This is a genomic window from Pseudomonas sp. NLJ1 (assembly GCF_049486705.1).
Lineage (GTDB): Bacteria > Pseudomonadota > Gammaproteobacteria > Pseudomonadales > Pseudomonadaceae > Aquipseudomonas > Aquipseudomonas inefficax.
In genome coordinates this window covers 4,854,295-4,875,374 of sequence record NZ_CP137735.1, presented here as the reverse complement: position 1 = coordinate 4,875,374, position 21,080 = coordinate 4,854,295, and the positions used below count along the sequence as shown (strand labels likewise).

The following is a 21,080-nucleotide window of genomic DNA, read 5'->3' as shown; positions in this document are numbered from 1 at the left end:
AGTTCTGCCCATGCCGCGCCCTGTCGCCCTGCTGCTTGCCAGCGCCCTGCTCGCGCCCCCAGCGCTGGCCGACTCCGCCCAGTCGCAAAGCAACGGTTTTGTCGAAGATGGCCGCTGGAGCCTGCTCAACCGCAGCGTATTCGACCAACGCGACTACAAGCATGGCGGGCGCAACAGTGCCGGGCGCAACGCTTACAAGCCGCGCAATGAACGCAGCGGCAAGGCCGAGGAATGGGCCTATGGCCTTATGGGTACCTTCCGGTCCGGTTTCACCCAGGGGCTGATCGGTGTCGGGGTCGACGCCCACGCCTACCTGGGTGTGCAACTCGACAGCGGCGGCGGGCGCGTGGGCAAGGCACGCTTGCTCGGGGTGGATAACGAGGGGCACCCGAAAAACGAATACAGCCGTGCCGGCGCGGCAGTGAAACTGCGCATGTCCGATACCGTGCTGTCCTACGGTGAGCAACGGGTCAAGACCCCGGTGTTCAGCTCCTCCGACAGCCGCCTGCTGCCCGAGACCGCAACCGGGTTCTTCCTTGACAGCACCGAGTTCGACAACCTCAGGCTGGTTGCCGGGCACTTCAACGAGAGCGCCGACCGCAACGCTTCCAGCCATGACCAGGGCTTCGTGGTGAACTACTCCAATGGCCGCCAGGGCAACAGCTTCGACCTGGCCGGCGTGGTGTGGAACCCCGGCGCCGCCTTCAGCGGCAGCCTGTACACCTCACGCTACCAGGACAGCTGGAACCAGCATTACCTGGGCAGCACCCTAAGCCATGCACTCGATGAGCGCCGCAGCCTCACCCTCGACCTCAACCTGTACCGCACCACCGACACCGGCAAAGCGCTGTCCGGGCGCATCGACAACACCACCTGGAGCCTGGTCTCGCGTTACGACCACGGGCCGCACGGTTTCAGCCTGGGCTGGCAGCAGGTGGACGGCAACACGCCGTTCGACTACGTGACGCGAGGGGCGATCTTCATTGCCAACGCGGTGCAGATGTCGGACTTCAACGCACCGAACGAGAAGTCGTGGCAGGCGCGCTATGACCTGAACATGGGCGCCTACGGCGTACCGGGGTTGAACCTGACGGCGTTGTACGTGCGCGGGTTCGATATCGACGGCACCCATGTCGACCCTGCGGGCGGCTACGCGTACCTGGGGTATGGCAAGGGGGGCAAGCATTGGGAGCGCGACCTCGAGGCACGGTATGTGGTGCAGGGTGGCAAGGCCAGGGGCACCGTGTTTTCGTTGCGGCATAACGTGCATCGGGGCAATACGGCGCAGGCGGAGCTGGATGGGGACCAGATACGGTTGGCGGTGGAATGGCCCTTGGGGGGTGGGTTCTGATGTTTCGCGTGACCTGAAAAAATTCTGGGGCAGCTGCGCGCCCCTTTCGCGACACAAGGCCGCACAGCGGCCCCCAAAATCCATCAGGCAACCCAACTGCCGTATAATCGCCAGCACCCACTGCCCAACCAGGCCACGCCATGCCTCGCCTCCAGAAGTTGCTGTTACCCCTGCTGCTGGCTGCAGCCCTCACCGCCTGCGATCAGAAACCCTCCCGCGAAGAACAGATCCTGTCCCAACTGCCGCTGCAGGATGCCTACACGCACAACATCGAGCGCATGGCCGCGCTGCTCGGCCGCACGCACCCGCAGCTGTCGCAGGCGACGATCCAGGGCGTGCTGCGCAAGCACCTGACGGTCGAGGACCAGCGCCAGGACCTGTTCCGCCTGTACAGCGAAAAGAACTTCAGCGATGCCGAGTTCGCCACCATCGTCGAGGCCACCCAGGACCCGGCCAAGGCTCGCGCCCTGGAAGACACCGAGGCAGGCAAGCGCCTGAGCGAGAAGCTCACCGCCCTGATGCGCGAATCGGCCCGCGACGCGAAGGTGCAGGCCCTGGCCGAGCAGCGCATGCAACAGGTTGAAGACGAGCTGGACGCGCTGGAAGACGCGGGCTCCTGAACGCGGTTCCCCACTGCGCTCACAAGGCGTAAGGTTGTTCCCATTTCGTAGCTGTTTTTCGATCACTCGAGGTCAGGATTGCCACACACCAAGCACGGACTGCGTCTGGATCTACGCACACTCATTCTGGTGCTTTGCGCCCTTACCGCCGTGGTCATGCTGTGCGCCAGCTATTTCGCCAGCTACCGGGTGCAACGCCAGCTGCTGATCGACCATGCCCTGGAAGCCAACCGGGTGTATGCGATGAAGCTGGCCAGCATCACCGAGACCTTTATCGGCAACGCCTTGCAGCAGCTGTCGTTCAGCGCCGGCGTGCAAGGCCGACAGCTGGGTGACGCCGTCGCCCTGCAGGCGGAGACCGAGCGCGTCCTGAGCCAGAGCATGGCTTTCAACTCCACGTTCGTGATCGATGCCGACGGAGTACTGCTGGCGATTTCCCCCCCGCCCTTGCGGCACCTGGTCGGCAGCCACATGCACTCGCCCGGTGTCCAGGAGGCGCTACAGGCGCGCCGCCCACTGGTGTCGACGCCCTACATGTCGGCGGCCAACAACCTGGTGGTGGCGCTGTCGCAACCCATTTTCGACAGCAACGGCCGCTACCTGGGGTATGTCGGCGGCAGCCTGTACCTGCGTGAACGCAACATCCTCAACAGCCTGCTGGGCGAGCATTTCTACAAGGACGGTTCCTACCTGTACGTGGTCGACCGCAACCGCCGCCTGCTGTACCACCCCGACAGCCAGCGCGTGGGTACGGTGGTTGAAGGCAACGCATTGATCGACCAGCTGGCGACCCTGGGCAGTGGTACCCGGCAATTGTCCAACAGCCTCGGCGTGGAAATGCTCGCCGGGTTCGCCACCGTGCCCAGCGCCGGTTGGGGCGTGGTGGCGCAGCAGCCGCTGACCCAGACGGTGACGCCACTGAGCCACCTGATCCTCAGCGTGGTCGGCACCTCCGTGCCGTTGGCACTGGTGGGCAGCGTGCTGCTGTGGTGGTTGGCCATGACCATCGCCCGCCCGCTGTGGCAGCTGGCCGCCGGCGCCCGCTCGATGGACCGGGCCGGCACTGCCGAGCGCCTGCATCGGGTACCGGCCTGGTACTTCGAGGCGGCCGAGCTGAAGCGCGCGCTGCTATTCGGGCTGAACCTGCTGCATGAACGCATCGGCCGGCTCAACCGTGACGCCCAGACCGACCCGCTGACCGGCCTGGGCAACCGCCGTAGCCTGGAGTTCAGCCTGTCGTTGCTGGAAGCCGAGGGTCGGGCGTTTGCGGCGATCGTGCTGGATGTCGACCATTTCAAGCGAGTAAATGACGGCCACGGGCACGAGGTGGGAGACCAGGTGCTGCGTCGGCTGGCGGAACTGATGCGCCGCTGCTGCCGCGAGGGCGACTTGCTGTGCCGCACCGGCGGCGAGGAGTTCCTGATGCTGCTGCCGGGGGCCAGCCTGGACGTTGCGGCAGTGGTGGCCGAGCGGCTGCGGGTTACGGTGCAGGATACGCCGGTGGAACCGGTGGGGGCGGTGACGGTGTCGCTGGGAGTGGCGCATTGGGATGGCGAGGCAGAGAGCGAACCGGGGGATGCGTTGAGCGAGGCTGACCGGGCGCTTTACCGGGCCAAGCAGGAGGGGCGCAATCGGGTGGTGGTTGCCTGAGCGCCCTTGCCTGCCTGTTCCGGCCTCTTCGCGGGTAAACCCGCTCCCACAGGTCCCCCACTGCCCTCAAGGACGGTGCATAACCTGTGGGAGCGGGTTCACCCGCGAAAGGGCCCGAACAGACACTACACAGCTCAAGGCAAACCTATCGCCACATGAAGCAATGAACTTGGCAGGTTGTAACATTCATTGTCATAAAACTGTCTTGTTCCGGTCATAGGATTGACCCCAGCCTGACATTTTCACTTCATGGATGAGCGTCTCATGCGTCGTGTGGTTTTCAATCAGAAAGGTGGCGTCGGAAAGTCCAGCATCGCCTGCAACCTTGCCGCCGCCAGTGCCGCCGAAGGCTACCGGACCTTGCTGGTCGACCTTGACCCGCAGGCCAATGCCACCTATTACCTGACCGGCCTGGTCAATGACGCCATTCCTTCCGGCATCGCCGATTTCTTCCGCCAGACCTTGTCGCCAGTCACCGCTGCCGGCAAGAAGCACCGGGTTGCGATCACCGAAACCCGCTACCGCAACCTGCACCTGATCACCGCCAGCCCCGACCTCAGCGACCTGCAAGGCAAGCTGGAGAGCAAGTTCAAGATCAACAAGCTGCGCAAGCTGCTGGTGGAACTGGGCGAGGACTACGAGCGGATCTACATCGACACCCCGCCGGCGCTCAACTTCTATACCTTCAGCGCACTGGTGGCGGCCGAGCGGCTGTTGATCCCGTTCGACTGCGACAGCTTCTCGCGCCAGGCCCTGCACTGCGTCATGGCCGAGGTCGAAGAACTGCGCCAGGACCACAACCCGACGTTGCAAGTGGAAGGTGTGGTGGTCAACCAGTTCGCCGGGCGCACCGCGCTGCACCAGACCCTGGTCGAGCAATTGCGCGGTGAAGGCATGCCGGTGTTGCCGGTGTACCTGAGCAGTTCGATCAAGATGCGTGAATCGCACCAGGCCTCGGTGCCACTGGTACATCTGGCGCCGCGGCATAAACTGGCGCTGGAGTTTGTCGATTTGCTGGATGTACTGGAGCGTGCGGCCTGACAGAACCCTGGGTGCGCTTTGCGCCCCTTTCGCGACGCAAGGCCGGTACACAAAGACCGCGCCGCCTTTGAAAGCTGTGCACGGACTTGTGTCGCGATGGGCTGCAAGGCGGCCCCAAAATATCAATCCCGAAGCACTACCCGACCGTTCGTCCGGGTGGTAGATTCGCCGTCATGAAAACCACCCGGCACACCCGCACGCTGACCGCCTGGACGCTCTACGCCAGCGTCCTGTTCAGCCTGGTTCTGTGCGGCCTGCACCATGGCCAGATGGGTGGCCTGCGCCTGGCCGGCCTGGAAGGCGGTTTCTGCTCGATCAACAGCGAACACGGCGTAGCCATCGACCTGGATGGCGCCGGCGGCGACCAGCACATGGCACAGCTCGACTGCCCGGTGTGCTCCTCGTTCGGCATGGCCGTACCGCTCAGCAGCAGCGGCTGGTCGTTCACCCCGGCGCAAACCGTGGCCACCTCGCCCATCGTGGTGCGCAGCTGGGCGCAACCGCCACCGCGCTATCAACGCCCCGCCCTCAACCCCCGCGCCTCCCCCGTCGCTTTCCCCGCAGCCGTACTTCATTTCGCCTGACCTCAGCCGGGCGCGCCTGACTGCGCGCGCTCGCGGTCAGCCATGACCTTTGCGTGGAAGACACATCAACATGCTTCGCAATACCTCCCTGGTGCTCCTCATGGGCACCTGCAACCTTGCCTGGGCGGATGCTGCCCCGGTGGAACTGAACGCCACCACCATCGACGGTAAACGCGACGCCGCCAGCGGCGTGCAACTGGACGAGCCGATCCGCACCGGCTCGCGTCTGGCCCTCACCGCGCGGGAAACGCCGGCCTCGGTCAGTGTCTCGGACCGCCGCCTGATCGAAGAGCGCGGCGCCAAGGACAGCCAGGACGTGATCAACGCCATGACCGGCGTCAACGCCTCGGCCAACCCCGGCTTTGGCGGCTTCGTCGCCTATCGCGGCTTCACCCAGAACCAGGTTACCCAGTTGTACAACGGCATCAACCTGGGCTACAGCAGCGCCACACGGCCCGTGGATGCCTGGGTACTCGACCGCGTCGAACTGATTGGCGGGCCGTCGTCGTTCCTGCATGGTGCGGGCGCGGTGGGCGGCTCGATCAACTACATCACCAAGCTGGCCAGCCGCGATCAGCAGACCATCGATGGCCGCATCCGCTACGGCAGCTTCGACGACAGCGAAGTGGCGTTCGGCATCAACCAGGCTCTGGCCAGCAACCCCGCCGATGCCCGCCACTTCATGCGCCTGGACTTCAGCCGTGGGCATGGCAACGGCTACATCGACCGCAACGAACGGCACACCGACAGCCTGGCCTTCTCGTTGCTGAGCGACCTCACGCCGAACCTCACCCACACCCTGGCCCTGGAATACCAGGAAGACCGCGAAGACAGCCCTTACTGGGGCTCGCCGATCCTGCCTGGGCGCAGCACGATGAAGATCGACAACAGCCGCCGCTTCGAAAACTACAACGTCGGTGACGGGCGCTATGAGCAGCGGGTACGCTGGCTACGCTCGATCCTCGACTACCAGCTCAGCGACAGCACCAGCGTGCAGAACACGCTGTACCACTACAACGCCCAGCGCGATTACCGCAACCTCGAACGTTACAGCTACACCAACGATGGCAAGGTACAGCGCAGCAGCCCTTACCTGCAGCGCCACGACCAGAACCTGATGGGCGACCGTATCGAGCTGCGCCACGACAACCAGCTGTTCGGCCTGGCCAGCCAGTGGTCGCTGGGGTTGGAGTACTCGCGCATGCGCCAGACCCTCTACCCCACCTCGAGCAGCTGGAGCGATGTGGTCGATGCCGAGCACTTCGACCCCGGCAGTTTCGACGACATCCCCGGGGTGAACGCCGGCCTTACCAAGCAACGCCGCCACGAGGTGACCAACCGCGCGGTGTTTGCCGAAAACCGCGTGCAACTCACCGAACGCCTGGCCTTGCTGACCGCCCTGCGCTACGACTACCTGGACATGCAGGTGACCAACTACGGCGCGGTAACGCCAACCTCGCCGGCGTTCTTCGAACGGCGCTGGGAACCGCTTTCCGGGCGTATCGGCCTGACCTATGCGCTGACCCCGTCCGCCAGTGTCTATGCACAGTACAGTACCTCTGCCGACTTGCCGGCCGGCTCGCTGGCGGCAGCGACCTATTCCAACGTCGGGCTGTTCGACCTGTCGAAGGGCGAGCAGTGGGAAGTGGGCAGCAAGTTCGACTTTCTCGACGGGCGCGGCGCGGCCACGCTGGCGCTGTACCAGATCGTGCGCAAGGACTTTGCCGTGCGCGACTCCAACGACGCCAACCTCACGGTCCAGGCCGGGCAGCAGACCTCGCGGGGTGTCGAGTTGTCCGGGCGCCTGCAGGTGACATCCAAGCTGCTGGCCGAGGCCAACTATGCCTATGTCGATGCGCAGTACGACGAGTTCAACGAGGCCGTCAACGGTGTATCGGTGTCGCGCAAGGGCAATGCACCGGTGAACGTACCCGCCAACGTCGCCAACCTGTGGCTGACCTACAGCCTGACCCCGGCATGGTCGGTGGGGGCGGACGGGCGCTACGTGGGCTCGGTGTATGCCGACAATGCCAACAGCCTCAAGGCCCCGGCCTACACCCTGTTCGGTGCGTTCGCCCGCTACCGGCTGGATGAACACACCACGCTCACCGGGCGGGTACGCAACCTGACCGATGAGGTGTATGCCAAGCAGGCCTACAACAGCCAGTACTACATGGGGCCGCCGCGTACCTTCGAACTGGCGCTGGATATGCGTTTCTGAGCTTATTGCCCGCGTTCCTGTAGGAGCGGCCTTGTGTCGCGAAGGGCTGCAACGCAGCCCCGGCGATGCCTGCGCCCACTTCAAGATCCTGGGGCTGCTGCGCAGCCCGATCGCGACACAAGGCCGCTCCTACAAGGCCTGCGTCAGCTGCATAGCTGGTGGTTGAATCAGGTATCCCGAGGTCGCCCTCGACAAAGCGCCCTGCAGCGCCCGGTTATCTACTGGCAAGCACAACAATGATGGCGCGGCCCGACCGCGCCACTTTCATCATGCCTGCCAATGGAACCGGAGAGCACTCGCATGCCCGCACCTCACGAGGTATCCCCCGCCACCCTGCGCCGGGTGATCGCCGCCTCGGCCATCGGCAATTTCGTCGAATGGTTCGACTTCGCCGTCTACGGCTTTCTCGCTACCCTGATCGCCAGCCAGTTCTTCGCAAGCGAAGACGCCAGCGTGGCCTTGCTCAAGACCTTTGCGGTGTTCGCCGTGGCCTTCGCCCTGCGCCCGCTGGGCGGCATCGTGTTCGGCGCGCTGGGTGACCGCCTGGGGCGCAAGCGCATCCTGTCGCTGACCATCCTGCTGATGGCCGGCTCCACGACCCTCATCGGCCTGTTGCCGACCTACGCCAGCATCGGCCTGGCAGCCCCTGCGCTGCTGACCCTGGCGCGCTGCCTGCAGGGCTTTTCCGCCGGTGGCGAGTATGCCGGGGCCTGCGCCTACCTGATGGAGCACGCGCCCAACGGCAAGCGCGCCTTCTATGGCAGCTTCGTGCCGGTGTCGACCTTTTCCGCCTTTGCCTGCGCGGCAGTGATCGCCTATGGCCTGGAAGCCAGCCTGTCGGCCGAGGCGATGAATGCCTGGGGCTGGCGCATACCGTTCCTGATCGCCGCGCCATTGGGGCTGGTTGGCCTGTACCTGCGCTGGCGCATGGAAGAAACCCCCGCGTTCCGCGAAGCCATCGCCCAAGGCAAGGAGCATGAACATTCGCCGCTCAAGGAAACCCTGCGCAACCATGGCCGGGCGATCCGCAACCTGGGGGCCTTCATCTCGCTGACCGCGCTGTCGTTCTACATGTTCACCACCTACTTCGCCACCTACCTGCAACTGGTCGGCAACCTGACCCGCGCGCAATCACTGCTGGTGACCACCGTGGCGCTGCTGTTCGCTGCGGTCGGCTGCCCGCTGGCCGGGGCATTCTCGGACCGCGTCGGGCGACGCAAGACCATCGGCTTTACCTGCCTGTGGGTGATGCTGTGCGTGTTCCCGGCGTACTGGCTGGCCAGCTCCGGCTCGATGTCCGGTGCGCTGCTGGGGGTGATCCTGCTGGCGGTGGGGGCGTTGTGCAGTGGCGTGGTCACGGCGGCATTGCTGTCGGAAAGTTTCCCTACCCGCACCCGCTATACCGCTTCGGCAATTACCTACAACGTGGCCTATACGTTGTTTGGCGGCACCGCGCCATTGGTGGCGACCTGGCTGATCGGGCAGACCGGCAGCAGCCTGGCACCGGCGTTCTACCTGGTGGTGATTGCGCTGGTGGCGCTGGCGGGCGGGTTGGCGTTGCCGGAAACTTCGCGGATTTCGTTGCATGATGAGGCTAGGGGCGACAGTGCAAGAGCTGGGGCTCGTCGTACTGTTTGAGAATTTGGGGCCGCTTTGCGGCCCATCGCGACACAAGGCCGCTCCTACAAGAGATTGCGTCAATTTGCGGCTGATGCGATCCCCTGTAGGAGCGGCCTTGTGTCGCGATGGGCTGCAAAGCAGCCCCAAAACGCTCAACCCTCCTGCACCTCTTCCCGCCGATACGCCCACTGATACAACGCCGGCAACACCAGCAAAGTCAGTGCGGTGGACGACAGAATCCCGCCAATCACCACGGTCGCCAGCGGCCTCTGCACCTCGGCGCCGGTGCCGGTAGCCAAGGCCATCGGGATGAACCCCAGCGACGCCACCAGTGCCGTCATCAGCACCGGCCGCAAGCGCGTCAGCGCGCCCTCCTCGACCGCTGCCCGCAGCGTGCGCCCTTCTTCCCGCAGGCCACGGATAAAGGCAATCATCACCAGCCCGTTGAGCACCGCCACGCCCGACAAGGCAATGAACCCCACGCCAGCGGAAATGGACAACGGAATGTCCCGCAACCACAGCGCCAGCACCCCGCCGGTAAGGGCGAACGGGATGCCGGTGAATACCAGCAGGCCATCCCTGAGGTTGTTGAACATCATCAGCAACAGCGCCATGACCAGCAGCAAGGCCACCGGCACCACCACCTGCAGGCGCTTGGCCGCCGACTGCAGCTGCTCGAACTGGCCGCCCCAGCGAGTCCAGTAACCCGGCGGTATCTGCACCTGCTCGATCAGCGTCTGTTCGGCCTCCTCGACGAACGAGCCCAGGTCACGCCCACGCACGTTGGCGCTGACTACCACCACTCGCTTGCCATCCTCGCGGCTGACCTGGTTCGGTCCTAGCTGCAGGTTCAGCGTGGCTACCTGCGACAGCGGGATAAAGCCGATTTGCCCGGCACCCGCAGCCGTATTGGCCGGCACCGGAATCAGCAGGCTGGCCAGTCCGTCGACATCGGTGCGCAGGGTTTCCGACAGGCGTACCACCATGTCGAAACGGCGGTCACCTTCGTACAGCGTACCGGCCGTGCGGCCACCCACGGCAATGGCAATGGCGCCCTGCACATCACCCACGTTCAGGCCATGGCGGGCTGCCTTGTCGCGGTCGATATCGATGGTCAGCACTGGCAGGCCAGTCGTCTGCTCGACCTTTACCTCGGACGCGCCCGGCACGCCTTGCAGGCTGCTGGCGATCTGCGCGGCAGTGCGGTTGAGCACATCCATGTCATCACCGAAAAGCTTCACCGCCACATCGCTGCGTACCCCGGAAATCAGCTCGTTGAAGCGCAGCTGGATCGGCTGCGACAGTTCATGGTTGCTGCCCGGCACGCTGGCGGCGGCACGTTGTACCTCGGCAATCAGCTCATCACGCGGCTTGCCTGGGTCGGCCCATTGCTCACGCGGGCGCAGCATCACATAAGCATCGGAAATGTTCGGCGGCATCGGGTCGGAGGCGATCTCGGCAGTGCCCGTGCGGGCGAACACCCGCTCCACTTCCGGCACCTGGGCGATGATCGCCTGTTCCAGGCGCCGCTGCATGTCGACCGACTGCGACAGGCTGGTGCCCGGCACGCGCAAGGCCTGCAGGGCGAAGTCGCCTTCGCTGAGGCTGGGGATGAACTCGCTGCCCATGCGGCTGGCCATAACCCCGGACAACAACACCAGGGTAGCGGCGGCAGCGAACGCCAGCTTGCGCCGGCCCAGCACCCAGGCCAGCACTGGGGCATAGCGCTGACGCGCCGTGCGCATTACCAGGCCCTCCTCTTCGTTGACCTTGCCGGTGACGAACAGGGCAATGGCCGCCGGCACGAAGGTAACCGAGAGGATCATGGCACCGAGCAGGGCGGTGACCACGGTAAAGGCCATAGGGTGGAACATCTTGCCTTCCACCCCGGTCAGGGCAAAGATCGGCAGGTACACCACCATGATGATCAGCTGGCCGTAGATCAGCGGCCGGCGCGCCTCACGGGCGGCCGCGAACACTTCATGGAAGCGCTCGCTGCGGGTGAGCATGCGGCCATGGCGCTGCTGGGCGTGGGCCAGGCGGCGGATGGCGTTCTCCACGATCACCACCGCGCCGTCGACGATGATGCCGAAGTCCAGGGCGCCCAGGCTCATCAGGTTGGCGCTGACCTTGTTGCTGAACATGCCGGTGAAGGTGAACAGCATCGACAACGGAATGACCATGGCAGTGATCAGCGCAGCGCGGATGTTGCCCAGGAACAGGAACAACACGGCGATGACCAGGATGGCGCCTTCGACCAGGTTCTTCTTCACCGTGGCGATGGCCTTTTCCACCAGGTTGGTGCGGTCGTACACCGTAACGGCGACCACGCCCTTGGGCAGGTTGCGGTTGATATCGACCAGCTTGTCGGCGACCGCCTGGGACACCGTGCGGCTGTTCTCGCCGATCAGCATGAACACCGTGCCCAGCACCACTTCCCGACCGTTTTCGGTGGCCGCGCCCGAGCGCAGCTCTTCGCCCAGGCCGACCTGGGCAACATGGCTGACGCGGATTGGCGTGCCATCGACACTGGAGATGACGATATTGGCGATGTCCTCGGCCGACGCCACCTGGCCTGGCGCGCGAATCAGCAACTGCTCGCCATTGCGCTCGATGTAGCCGGCACCGACGTTGGCGTTGTTGCGCTCCAGCGCCGCGATCAGGTCATTGAGGGTGAGTTTGTAGGCCGCCAGGCGCTTGGGCTCCGGCGCAATCAGGTACTGCTTGGCATGGCCGCCGATGCTGTTGACCTCGGCCACCCCGGGCACGTTGCGCAGCTGCGGCTTGATGATCCAGTCCTGGATCACCCGCAGGTCGGTCTGGGTGTAGGGCGTGCCGTCCTCCTTCAGCGCGCCCTGCTCGGCTTCCACCGTCCACAGGAAGATTTCACCCAGCCCGGTGGAAATCGGCCCCATGCCCGCTTCGATGCCCTCGGGCAACTGCTCGCGTGCCACCTGCAGGCGCTCGTTGACCAGTTGACGGGCGAAGAACAAGTCGGTGTCGTCGTCGAAAATGACCGTGACCTGGGACAGGCCCGAACGCGACAGCGAGCGGGTCTGCTTGAGCCCGGGCAGCCCAGCCATGGCGGTCTCGATGGCGAAGGTGATGCGCTGCTCGGTCTCCAGCGGCGAATAGCCGGGCGCGGCGGTATTGATCTGCACCTGGACGTTGGTGATGTCCGGTACAGCGTCGATCGGCAGTTTCTGGTAGCTGTGAATACCCATCGCGGCCATCAGGACCACGGCCAGCATCACCACCAGGCGCTGCTCGATGGCGAATTGGATCAGGCGTTCGAACATACAGGTGTCCCCGTGATCAATGGCTATGCTCGGCCGAGCCCTTGCCCAGCTCGGACTTGAGGACAAAGCTGCCGGCAGCGGCCACCTGGGTTCCGGCGGCAAGGCCGGTGGTGATTTCCACCTGGCCGGCGTCGCGGCGGCCGGTCTTCACCGGGCGGGCCTCGAAGCCTTCCTCGGTACGGGCAAACACCACGGTCTGCTCCTCCCAGGTTTGCAGGGCGCTTTCCGGTACCACCACGGCGGCGTCGAGGCGTTCGACGCTGACCGCGATATTGACGAACAGGCCTGGGCGCCAGGCGCCGTTGGGGTTGGCCAGCGTGGCGCGGACAGTGGCGGCACGGTTCTGCTCGCCGAGCAGGCTGCCGACGTAGTTGACCTTGCCCCCGACCTGGGCGCCCAGGTCCGGCGCGCTGACCGTGACATTGCGGCCTGTGGTCACCTTGTCCAGGTCGCGCGGGGCGACGGCGAAGGTGGCCCAGACCCGGCTCAGGTCAGACAGGGTGAAGGCATTGCTGGTCTCATCGACCACCTCGCCCACGGTCAGGTGCTTTTCCACCACCACGGCATCGAACGGCGCGCGCAGTTCATAGCGGTTGCCGGCGCCGGCCGGGCCCACGGCGGCGACCTTCTGCCGGGCGTTGGCCAAGGCAATCTCGGCTTCCTGCAACGCCTGACGAGCCTGCAGGTAATCCTGCTCGGCGCTGATGCGTTCCTGCCACAGCTGTTGTTCACGCTGGAAGGTCAGGCGCGCCAGTTCCAGGCGGCGCTGGGCAGCCTGCTGTTCGCTGCGCAAGTCGGAAATCTGCTGGCTGGCGATTACCGCCAGCACCTGACCACGCTTGACCGCCTGGCCCAGTTCGGCTTGCACCGACTCGACCACACCAGGCACGCGTGGCACGACGTGGGCGGTGCGGTCCTCGTCGAAGCGGATTTCACCCGGAAAGCTGATGGCGGTGCCCAGTTCACGAGGGCCGGCATCGGCCAATTGCACACCGGCGGCCTCGATCTGGGCGGTGGACAGGTGCAGCTTGCCCTCCTCCTCTTCGTGGCCTTCGCCAGTCTGTTGCTCGCCGTGGCCTTGGCTGTCTTCGCCGTGGTCATCGTGCCGGGTTTCAGTGCTCGACGCGTTGCCGAGGTTGCCGGTCCAGGCCAGGCCACCGAGGCCAAGCGCGGCAATGGCCACGGCCAGTAGGGCGAGCTTGCTTGGGTTGTTCATTGTTGCTCCTGCGGTTGAATGCAAAATCCTGCACTGATGCCATCGCCTGTTGGGGCGGCCTTGCGGCCCGATCGCGACACAAGGCCGCTCCTACAGTGAACCGAGGTCGCCATAAATCCGCTCGACCTGCGCCCGCGCGTCGGTCGCCGAAGCCAGTGCCTCGAGGTACAGCCCGCGCGCCTCGATCAGCGTGCGCTGGGCGTCGAGTACATCGAGAAAGGCGAACTTGCCCATTTCGAAACCGCGTGTGGCGGTGTCCACGGCCTGCTGGGCAGAGGGCAGGATGGTGCGGTCATAGGCCTGCACTTCCTGCATGGCCGTGGCCCACTGGCTCACGGCGCTGCGGGTTTCACTGCGCAGGCGCAGCTCCACGGCGTTGCGCAGGTCACGCGCCTGGTCGGCGCGGCGGGCCGCGGCCAGCACGTTGCCCTGGTTACGGTCGAACAGCGGCAAGGGCATCGACAGGCCCACCACATTGACCCGCTCGCGGTCTTCGCGGCTGTACTGGCTGCCCAGGCTGACGGTGAGGTTGGGAATGCGCAGGGCCTTTTCCGAACCCAGGGTCGCGTCGCCGCGCTCGACCTGGGCAGCAGCCAGGCGCCATTCGACTGTCTGCTCGACCTGATCGAGCAGGGCGTCGGCGCTGGGCGCATCGCCAGGGGACAGGTTGGCTGCCTGCAACTGGTCGAAGCTTGCCAACGGGCTGCCGGTCAACCATGCCAAGGCCTGGTAGGCCACACTGCGCTGGGTTTGCGCACGACGCACTTCGGCCTGGGCCTGAGCCAGCTGCACCTGGGCCCGGGTGGCCTCAACGGGCGATGACTGGCCAGCGGTCACCCGCCCCTGCACCACCCGCAGTCCACGCTCGGTCAATGCCTGCGATTGCTGCGCCAGCTCCAGCGCGGTCTGTGCGCGCAGGGCCGCGTGGAAGGCCTGCACCACATCGGCGCGCAGACCGTTGCGCTGGCGCTCCAGGTCCAGCTTGGCAATGGCTTGGCCGGCACCGGCCACGGCGACACGTGCGCCGCGCTTGCCGCCCAGCTCCAGCGGTTGGCTGAGAGTGACAGTGGTGGTGCCGGTGTCACGGCGGGTGTCCTCGACCTCCCAGGACAGTTCCGGATTGGGGATCAACCCGGCCTGGCGCCGCTCGCCATCGGCAATGCCGATTTCCCGGCCAGCCGCGGCCAGCTCCGGGTTCTGGGCAAAGGCGGCATCAAGCGCCTGGGGCAGGCTCAGGCTCTGGTTGCCCTGGGCGCTGGCGGCGCCGGCCAGCAACAGGCAGAGCAAGGCGGTCTTGCGGGAGATGGGCACGAAACAGGTCCTCGTCGGCGAGCTTTGGCGAGGGACTGTAGAAAGCCGTGCTTATCGGGGCGGTGGCGGGAAAATTACAATTTTGTAATTCAGCTGCTCCTACAGAGGGTGTGTTGAGGGTTCGATAATCGCCCACTTTCCGGGTGCAGCGGTTTAGTCCAATTGACTAAACTAACCAGGCGGTACAAAACTAAACGCATCCAACAACAACAAAGCGATGCCCGTCATGAAGCCCATTATTCTCGTGCTCAACGGCCCTAACCTGAACATGCTGGGCACCCGTGAGCCTGCCCAATACGGCTACGAAACCCTCGCCGACCTGGCCAAGGGCTGTGCCGATACCGCCCATGCCCACGGCCTGGAAATCGAGTTCCGTCAAACCAACCATGAGGGCGAACTGATCGACTGGATCCATGCCGCCCGTGGCCGCTGCGCCGGCATCGTGATCAACCCCGGTGCCTGGACTCACACTTCGGTGGCCATCCGCGATGCCCTGGTAGCCAGCGAAGTGCCGGTCATCGAAGTGCACCTGTCCAACGTGCACAAGCGCGAACCGTTCCGTCACCTGTCGTTCGTATCGTCCATCGCCGTCGGGGTCATCTGCGGCCTGGGCAGCCATGGCTACCGCATGGCCCTCAGCCACTTCGCCGAAATGCTGCAGGAGCACAGCGCATGAGCCAGCAAGCCATCCTCGCCGGCCTGATCGGCCGCGGCATCCAGCTTTCGCGCACCCCAGCCCTGCACGAGCACGAAGGTGATGCCCAGGCGCTGCGCTACTTGTATCGGCTGATCGATGCCGACCAGCTGCAACTGGACGACAGCGCCCTGCCCGGCTTGCTCGACGCGGCCCAGCACACCGGTTTCACCGGGCTCAACATCACCTACCCGTTCAAGCAGGCGATCCTGCCGTTGCTCGACGAACTGTCGGACGAAGCCCGCGGCATCGGCGCGGTGAACACCGTGGTGCTCAAGGACGGCAAGCGGGTTGGCCACAACACCGACTGCCTGGGCTTTGCCGAAGGCTTGCGCCGTGGCCTGCCGGATGTGGCACGGCGCCAGGTTGTGCAGATGGGTGCCGGTGGTGCAGGCTCGGCCGTCGCCCATGCCCTGCTGGGTGAAGGGGTCGAACGGCTGGTACTGTTCGAAGTGGACGCGGCCCGTGCGCAGGCACTGGTGGACAACCTGAATGGCCATTTCGGTGCCGGGCGTGCCGTGGTCGGCACCGACCTGGCCACGGCCCTGGCCGAGGCGGACGGGTTGGTCAACACCACGCCGGTGGGCATGGCCAAGCTGCCGGGCACGCCGCTGCCGGTGGAGCTGCTGCATGCGCGCCTGTGGGTGGCGGAAATCATCTACTTCCCGCTGGAGACCGAACTGCTGCGCGCCGCCCGGGCGCTGGGCTGCCGCACCCTGGATGGCAGTAACATGGCCGTGTTCCAGGCGGTTAAGGCGTTCGAACTGTTCAGCGGGCGCCAGGCGGATGCGGCGCGGATGCAGGCGCATTTTGCCAGTTTCACCTGACAGATCGTTGTTGGATTCTTCGCGGGTGAACCCGCTCCCACAGGGATCGCACAGCTTGCAAGCGGTGCAGTACCTGTGGGAGCGGGTTCATCGAGTCGTCGAACCGCCGCGAAGAGGCCGGCACAGACCACTCACCCTTTCTCATCCAGCAACGCCTGTATAACCTGTTCCTGCCCACCATAATCCCCTTCGCCAAAGTGCACATGGCGCACCTGCCCTTTGCGGTCGACAAAGTAGTGTGCCGGCCAGAACTGGTTGCCCCAGGCGTTCCACACCTTGTAGTCGTTATCCACCGCCACCGGGTAACCGATCCCCAGCCTGGTCACCTTGTCACGCAAGGTGACCACATCGTGCTCGTAGTCGTATTCCGGGGTGTGCACGCCGACCACCACCAGGCCCTGGTCGGCATAGCGCCGCGCCCATTCGTTCACATGCGGCAGGCTGCGTCGGCAGTTGATGCAGTCCCAGGTCCAGAAGTCCACCAGCACCACCTTGCCCTTGAGCCCGGGGCCATCCAGCGGCGCCGAGTTCAGCCACTGGCTGGCGCCCGACAGCGACGGCATGGCACCGTAGCTGTCGCGGGCCATCAGGTGCCCGGCCAGGCCCAGGCCGGCCAGCACCACCGCAATTCCGCCAACCAACAAGCGGCGATCAATTTTCATGGCAACCGCCGGTGGCGTAGGTACGATACTGCACGCTCTGCTGCTGGCCCTTGGAGTCGAGGTAGTCCATGCGGGTATTCACCAGGCCGCAGGCGTCGCTCTGGTCATCCTGTATCGACAGCACTTTCTTCACGTCCAGGTGATCACCGTAGCGGTACTGCATGACCCCGGTGTCGTCCATCGGCATGGTGGAGGCCTGGGCGGCAATGGCGCCGATGCTGAGCACGGCGAACAGACTGGCACGGGCGAAGGTTTTGAAGTTCATGGCATCTCTCCTGTGTAACGCTTGAGGGTGGGGAGTCGTGCTCCCCGGTCGAGAGCCATTTCACGCCGGCCAGGTATCCCGCATGTGTCGCCCGAAGCTGTGATGTGCTTCCTCCTGTGTCTGTACACGAGCGAGATACACTGCAATACAAAGCCCCGCAGGCAAGCGCGAACGCGCTCGGTACACTGCGCCCATCCCTTTTGCACAGGAACGCAGCGCATGGAACATGTCGATCACATTCTGATCGTCGACGACGACCGCGAAATCCGCGAACTGGTCGGCAACTACCTGAAGAAGAACGGCCTGCGCACCAGCATCGTCGCCGACGGCCGGCAGATGCGCGCCTTTCTCGAAGCCAACAGCGTGGACCTGATCGTCCTCGACATCATGATGCCCGGCGACGATGGCCTGCTGTTGTGCCGCGAGCTGCGCGCCGGCAAGCACCGCAATACCCCGGTGCTGATGCTGACCGCCCGCAACGACGAAACCGACCGTATCATCGGCCTGGAAATGGGCGCCGACGATTACCTGACCAAGCCGTTCTCGGCCCGCGAACTGCTGGCCCGTATCAACGCCGTGCTGCGCCGCACGCGCATGCTGCCGCCCAACCTGACCATCAGCGAAAGCAGCCGCCTGCTCGGCTTTGGCCAGTGGCGGCTGGACACCACCGCGCGCCACCTGCTCGACAGCGAAGGCACCCTGGTAGCCCTGAGTGGTGCCGAATACCGCCTGCTACGGGTGTTTCTCGACCACCCGCAGCGGGTACTCAGCCGTGAGCAGTTGCTCAACCTGACCCAGGGCCGCGAAGCCGACATTTTCGACCGTTCCATCGACCTGCTGGTCAGCCGCCTGCGCCAGCGCCTGGGTGACGACGCCCGCGAGCCCAGCTGCATCAAGACCGTGCGCAGCGAGGGCTACGTATTCTCGCTGCCGGTGCAACTGCTCGAGTCGCCATCATGAAGTGGCCACGTACCCTGGCCTCGCGCCTGGCACTGATCTTCTTCACGGGCCTGGTGCTGGCCTACGGCCTGTCGTTCGGCCTGCAGGCGTACGAGCGCTACATCAGCAGCCGCTCGATGATGCTCAGCACCCTGGAGCAGGACGTGGCCACCTCGGTGGCCATCCTCGACCGCCTGCCTGCGGCCGAACGCGCCGCCTGGTTGCCGCGCCTGGAGCGGCGTACCTACCGCTACCGGCTGGACCAGGGCCTGGCGGGCGAAGCCATGCCGACCAGCGACCCGCCCATGGCCGCCGACTCGATCGTCAAGGCCATTGGCGCCGACTATCGCCTGTCCTTCCAGGAAATCCCCGGCCCGAATGCGCACTTCCAGGCACACCTGACACTGGCCGATGGTGCACCGCTGACCATCGACGTAACCCCATCGCCGGTCCCTGTGGCACGTTGGCTGCCCGTGGTGTTGCTGATCCAGTTGGCCGTGCTGTTGCTGTGCACCTGGCTGGCGGTACGCCTGGCGATCGGCCCGCTGACCCGCCTGGCCCGCGCGGTGGACAACCTCGACCCGGACAAGCCTGGCGTGCAACTGGATGAAAGCGGCCCGCGCGAGGTGCGCTACGCCGCCGCGGCCTTCAACGCCCTGCAGGCGCGCATCGCTGCCTATCTCAAGGAACGCATGCAATTGCTGGCGGCCATTTCCCACGACCTGCAAACGCCGATCACGCGCATGAAGCTGCGTGTCGAAGTGATGGACGAAGGGGTGGAAAAAGACAAGCTGTGGAGCGACCTTGGCGAGATGGAACACCTGGTGCGTGAAGGCGTGGCCTATGCCCGCAGCATGGACACCAGCACAGAGGCACCGTGCCGGGTCAACCTCGATGCATTCCTCGACAGCCTGGTGTTCGACTATCAGGACAGTGGCGCCCAGGTCGAGCGCCATGGCAGCAGCGGCAGCCTGCTGGAAACCCGCCCGCATGCCCTGCGCCGGGTGCTGGTGAATCTGGTGGACAACGCCCTGAAGTTTGCCGGCGCTGCCGAACTGGAAGTATGCCGCGAGGGTGACATGACCGTGATCCGCGTGCTCGACAACGGGCCAGGTATACCCGGTGGCGAACTGGATGAAGTGCTCAAGCCGTTCTATCGCGTGGAAGGCTCACGCAACCGCAGCACCGGCGGTACCGGGCTGGGGTTGGCGATTGCCCATCAGCTGATCCAGGCCATGGGCGGTCGGCTGACCCTGAGTAACCGGGCAAGCGGCGGGCTGTGCGCGCAGATCGAACTCAAATGAATGGCTCGCAGTCCTTTGTAGGAGCGGCCTTGTGTCGCGATCGGGCCGCAGAGCGGCCCCAGGTTTTCAGCTTCGCAGCATAAATTACCGGGGCCGCTCTGCGGCCCGATCGCGACACAAGGCCGCTCCTACAGGGAACGCGGCGTCTGAGCGCTTTCTACAATCCGATACACAACCCCACCACCGCCGACACACTGCAGATACCCCACCCCGACACACTCCCGGTTACATAACCACACCCCGGGAGCCTCCCTGATGAAACCCCTCACCCTTCCCTCCGGCTGGAGGCTGTTCGCCACGCTCGCCGGCCTGACCCTGGCGATGACCGCCGTGGTGCTGGCCAGCCAACCTGATCCGGACGGCCTGCGCAGCGCAATCCGTGCCACTGCGCGCAGCTCCTTCGCGCTATTCCTGCTGGCCTTCCTGGCCTCGTCGCTGGTGACCTTGCTGCCAGGCACCAGCAGCCGCCGCATCCTGCAGGAACGGCGCTACCTGGGGTTGGCATTCGCCTTTTCCCACACCGTGCATGGGGTACTGATCTACCGCTACGCCCAGCAATTCCCCGAGCTGTTCTGGGCCGGCCGCACGCTCACTTCCAGCCTGCCCGGCACCCTCGGCTACCTGTTCCTGCTGCTGCTCACCATCACCTCGTTCAAGGCCCCCATGCGCCTGTTGGGTGGCCGCGCCTGGCAGGCCCTGCACAGCACCGGCATGTGGGTACTGGCCGCGGTGTTCTGCCTGTCGTTCTACAAACGCATCCCCATGGGGGGCTGGTACCCGCTGGCGTTCGCCCTGATGTTCAGCGCCATCGCCGTCAAGCTCACCGCCAAGCTGGCCCGCCAGCAACGCCGTAACGCACGTGCCCTTCCTGAAGAGAGAAAACCAGCATGACCACCTTGACCCGCACCCTGACCACCTTCGACCGTTTCGGTATCTGGAGCGCCGACCTGCCGTTGCGGCTGTTCCTGGCCTGGGAATTTTTCGAATCCGGCTGGGAGAAATTCAATGGCAGCAACTGGTTCGCCGACCTGCAAGCGAACTTCCCGTTCCCCTTCAACCTGCTGCCTGCAGAGCTGAACTGGCAGCTGTCGATGTGGGCGGAGCTGACCCTGCCGTTACTGCTGTTGCTGGGGCTGGGTACCCGGCTGGCCTCATTGGGGCTGATGGTGGTGACCGTTGTGGCGATCGCCGCGGTGCATTGGCCGGCGCACTGGTCGAGCCTGGCCGAGCTGGCCCAAGGGTATGCGATTACCGACCAGGGCTTTGGCAACTTCAAGTTGCCGCTGATCTACCTGGTGGCGTTGCTGCCACTGCTGCTGAAAGGGGCTGGGCGGTTGAGCCTGGATCATTGGCTCAGAGGGCGGTTCGCCAAGTGATATAGCCGGGGGCTGCTTTGCAGGCCATCGCGACACAAGGCCGCTGCTACAGGGATCGCGTACCTCTGTAGGAGCGGCCTTGTGTCGCGATAGGGGCGCA

At 65.1% G+C, this 21,080-nt stretch carries 18 protein-coding genes; 13 read left to right on the top strand and 5 right to left on the bottom strand.

Features of this window, described 5'->3' with window-relative positions; all coding sequences use genetic code 11:
- The first annotated feature begins 10 nt into the window (after positions 1-10).
- From R9B85_RS22025 to R9B85_RS21995, 7 genes are all read left to right on the top strand, one after another.
- Positions 11-1,351: an OprD family porin gene (locus tag R9B85_RS22025; RefSeq protein WP_423770560.1), complete on the top strand. Its 1,341-nt coding sequence runs from the start codon at positions 11-13 to the stop codon at positions 1,349-1,351.
- A 140-nt stretch (positions 1,352-1,491) separates the two neighbouring features.
- Positions 1,492-1,971, top strand: coding sequence for a hypothetical protein (locus tag R9B85_RS22020; RefSeq protein WP_313853909.1), 480 nt, complete (start codon positions 1,492-1,494; stop codon positions 1,969-1,971).
- Between the two features lie 78 nt (positions 1,972-2,049).
- Positions 2,050-3,621 carry a sensor domain-containing diguanylate cyclase gene (locus tag R9B85_RS22015; RefSeq protein ID WP_112252400.1) on the top strand — a complete coding sequence of 524 codons (1,572 nt, stop codon included), beginning with the start codon at positions 2,050-2,052 and terminating at the stop codon, positions 3,619-3,621.
- Between the two features lie 264 nt (positions 3,622-3,885).
- On the top strand, positions 3,886-4,662 hold the full coding sequence (locus R9B85_RS22010; RefSeq protein WP_112252399.1) for a ParA family protein: 777 nt from the start codon (positions 3,886-3,888) through the stop codon (positions 4,660-4,662).
- Between the two features lie 173 nt (positions 4,663-4,835).
- Complete coding sequence (locus R9B85_RS22005; protein ID WP_207878362.1) at positions 4,836-5,246, top strand: DUF2946 family protein; 411 nt, start codon at positions 4,836-4,838, stop codon at positions 5,244-5,246.
- A 70-nt stretch (positions 5,247-5,316) separates the two neighbouring features.
- On the top strand, positions 5,317-7,467 hold the full coding sequence (locus tag R9B85_RS22000; protein WP_423770559.1) for a TonB-dependent receptor: 2,151 nt from the start codon (positions 5,317-5,319) through the stop codon (positions 7,465-7,467).
- Positions 7,468-7,767: 300 nt separating this feature from the next.
- Positions 7,768-9,105 carry an MFS transporter gene (locus R9B85_RS21995; protein ID WP_112252397.1) on the top strand — a complete coding sequence of 446 codons (1,338 nt, stop codon included), beginning with the start codon at positions 7,768-7,770 and terminating at the stop codon, positions 9,103-9,105.
- A gap of 134 nt (positions 9,106-9,239) precedes the next feature.
- Here R9B85_RS21995 and R9B85_RS21990 read toward each other — a convergent pair whose 3' ends face one another.
- The 3 genes from R9B85_RS21990 to R9B85_RS21980 all read right to left on the bottom strand — a co-directional run bounded on the left by R9B85_RS21990 (position 9,240) and on the right by R9B85_RS21980 (position 14,913).
- Entirely contained in the window at positions 9,240-12,386 is a 3,147-nt protein-coding gene (locus R9B85_RS21990; RefSeq protein WP_215521197.1) for an efflux RND transporter permease subunit, read from the bottom strand.
- Between the two features lie 16 nt (positions 12,387-12,402).
- A complete protein-coding gene (locus tag R9B85_RS21985; RefSeq protein WP_423770558.1) occupies positions 12,403-13,602 on the bottom strand; it encodes an efflux RND transporter periplasmic adaptor subunit in 1,200 nt (399 codons plus the stop codon).
- Positions 13,603-13,692: 90 nt separating this feature from the next.
- Positions 13,693-14,913 (bottom strand): TolC family protein, encoded by a 1,221-nt coding sequence (locus R9B85_RS21980; protein WP_423770557.1) that lies wholly within the window; start codon positions 14,911-14,913, stop codon positions 13,693-13,695.
- A 226-nt stretch (positions 14,914-15,139) separates the two neighbouring features.
- Between R9B85_RS21980 and aroQ the strand changes: the two genes are divergently transcribed.
- Complete coding sequence (aroQ, locus tag R9B85_RS21975) at positions 15,140-15,589, top strand: type II 3-dehydroquinate dehydratase (RefSeq protein ID WP_112252393.1); 450 nt, start codon at positions 15,140-15,142, stop codon at positions 15,587-15,589.
- Positions 15,586-16,434, top strand: a complete 849-nt coding sequence (locus R9B85_RS21970) for a shikimate dehydrogenase (RefSeq protein WP_207878354.1) — start codon at positions 15,586-15,588, stop codon at positions 16,432-16,434. The genes aroQ and R9B85_RS21970 overlap by 4 nt, the downstream gene beginning before the upstream one ends.
- Before the next feature lie 131 nt (positions 16,435-16,565).
- Here the strand turns inward: R9B85_RS21970 and R9B85_RS21965 are convergent, their stop codons facing one another.
- Positions 16,566-17,096, bottom strand: coding sequence for a thioredoxin family protein (locus tag R9B85_RS21965; RefSeq protein ID WP_112252391.1), 531 nt, complete (start codon positions 17,094-17,096; stop codon positions 16,566-16,568).
- Entirely contained in the window at positions 17,086-17,361 is a 276-nt protein-coding gene (locus R9B85_RS21960) for a DUF2790 domain-containing protein (RefSeq protein ID WP_112252390.1), read from the bottom strand. Before R9B85_RS21960 ends, R9B85_RS21965 begins: the two co-directional genes overlap by 11 nt.
- Positions 17,362-17,580: 219 nt before the next feature.
- Here R9B85_RS21960 and R9B85_RS21955 point away from each other — a divergent pair, with 219 nt between their 5' ends.
- The 4 genes from R9B85_RS21955 (at position 17,581) to R9B85_RS21940 (ending at position 20,980) form a co-directional block, all read left to right on the top strand.
- Positions 17,581-18,321: a response regulator gene (locus tag R9B85_RS21955; RefSeq protein WP_003250463.1), complete on the top strand. Its 741-nt coding sequence runs from the start codon at positions 17,581-17,583 to the stop codon at positions 18,319-18,321.
- Positions 18,318-19,604, top strand: a complete 1,287-nt coding sequence (locus tag R9B85_RS21950) for a sensor histidine kinase (RefSeq protein ID WP_112252389.1) — start codon at positions 18,318-18,320, stop codon at positions 19,602-19,604. The genes R9B85_RS21955 and R9B85_RS21950 overlap by 4 nt, the downstream gene beginning before the upstream one ends.
- Positions 19,605-19,859: 255 nt before the next feature.
- Positions 19,860-20,495, top strand: a complete 636-nt coding sequence (locus tag R9B85_RS21945) for a ferric reductase-like transmembrane domain-containing protein (protein WP_423770556.1) — start codon at positions 19,860-19,862, stop codon at positions 20,493-20,495.
- Positions 20,492-20,980 (top strand): DoxX family protein, encoded by a 489-nt coding sequence (locus R9B85_RS21940; RefSeq protein WP_112252387.1) that lies wholly within the window; start codon positions 20,492-20,494, stop codon positions 20,978-20,980. Before R9B85_RS21945 ends, R9B85_RS21940 begins: the two co-directional genes overlap by 4 nt.
- The last annotated feature ends 100 nt before the right edge of the window (positions 20,981-21,080 follow it).

Excerpts from the sequence above, each read along its gene's own strand:
- R9B85_RS22020 (WP_313853909.1), top strand. The coding sequence starts at position 1,492 with ATGCCTCGCCTCCAGAAGTTGCTGTTACCCCTGCTGCTGGCTGCAGCC.
- aroQ (WP_112252393.1), top strand. The coding sequence starts at position 15,140 with ATGAAGCCCATTATTCTCGTGCTCAACGGCCCTAACCTGAACATGCTG.
- R9B85_RS21985 (WP_423770558.1), bottom strand. The coding sequence starts at position 13,602 with ATGAACAACCCAAGCAAGCTCGCCCTACTGGCCGTGGCCATTGCCGCG.
- R9B85_RS21955 (WP_003250463.1), top strand. The coding sequence starts at position 17,581 with ATGGAACATGTCGATCACATTCTGATCGTCGACGACGACCGCGAAATC.
- R9B85_RS22000 (WP_423770559.1), top strand. The coding sequence starts at position 5,317 with ATGCTTCGCAATACCTCCCTGGTGCTCCTCATGGGCACCTGCAACCTT.
- R9B85_RS22005 (WP_207878362.1), top strand. The coding sequence starts at position 4,836 with ATGAAAACCACCCGGCACACCCGCACGCTGACCGCCTGGACGCTCTAC.
- R9B85_RS21960 (WP_112252390.1), bottom strand. The coding sequence starts at position 17,361 with ATGAACTTCAAAACCTTCGCCCGTGCCAGTCTGTTCGCCGTGCTCAGC.
- R9B85_RS21990 (WP_215521197.1), bottom strand. The coding sequence starts at position 12,386 with ATGTTCGAACGCCTGATCCAATTCGCCATCGAGCAGCGCCTGGTGGTG.
- R9B85_RS21995 (WP_112252397.1), top strand. The coding sequence starts at position 7,768 with ATGCCCGCACCTCACGAGGTATCCCCCGCCACCCTGCGCCGGGTGATC.
- R9B85_RS21970 (WP_207878354.1), top strand. The coding sequence starts at position 15,586 with ATGAGCCAGCAAGCCATCCTCGCCGGCCTGATCGGCCGCGGCATCCAG.
- R9B85_RS21945 (WP_423770556.1), top strand. The coding sequence starts at position 19,860 with ATGAAACCCCTCACCCTTCCCTCCGGCTGGAGGCTGTTCGCCACGCTC.
- R9B85_RS21965 (WP_112252391.1), bottom strand. The coding sequence starts at position 17,096 with ATGAAAATTGATCGCCGCTTGTTGGTTGGCGGAATTGCGGTGGTGCTG.
- R9B85_RS21950 (WP_112252389.1), top strand. The coding sequence starts at position 18,318 with ATGAAGTGGCCACGTACCCTGGCCTCGCGCCTGGCACTGATCTTCTTC.
- R9B85_RS22010 (WP_112252399.1), top strand. The coding sequence starts at position 3,886 with ATGCGTCGTGTGGTTTTCAATCAGAAAGGTGGCGTCGGAAAGTCCAGC.
- R9B85_RS21940 (WP_112252387.1), top strand. The coding sequence starts at position 20,492 with ATGACCACCTTGACCCGCACCCTGACCACCTTCGACCGTTTCGGTATC.
- R9B85_RS22025 (WP_423770560.1), top strand. The coding sequence starts at position 11 with ATGCCGCGCCCTGTCGCCCTGCTGCTTGCCAGCGCCCTGCTCGCGCCC.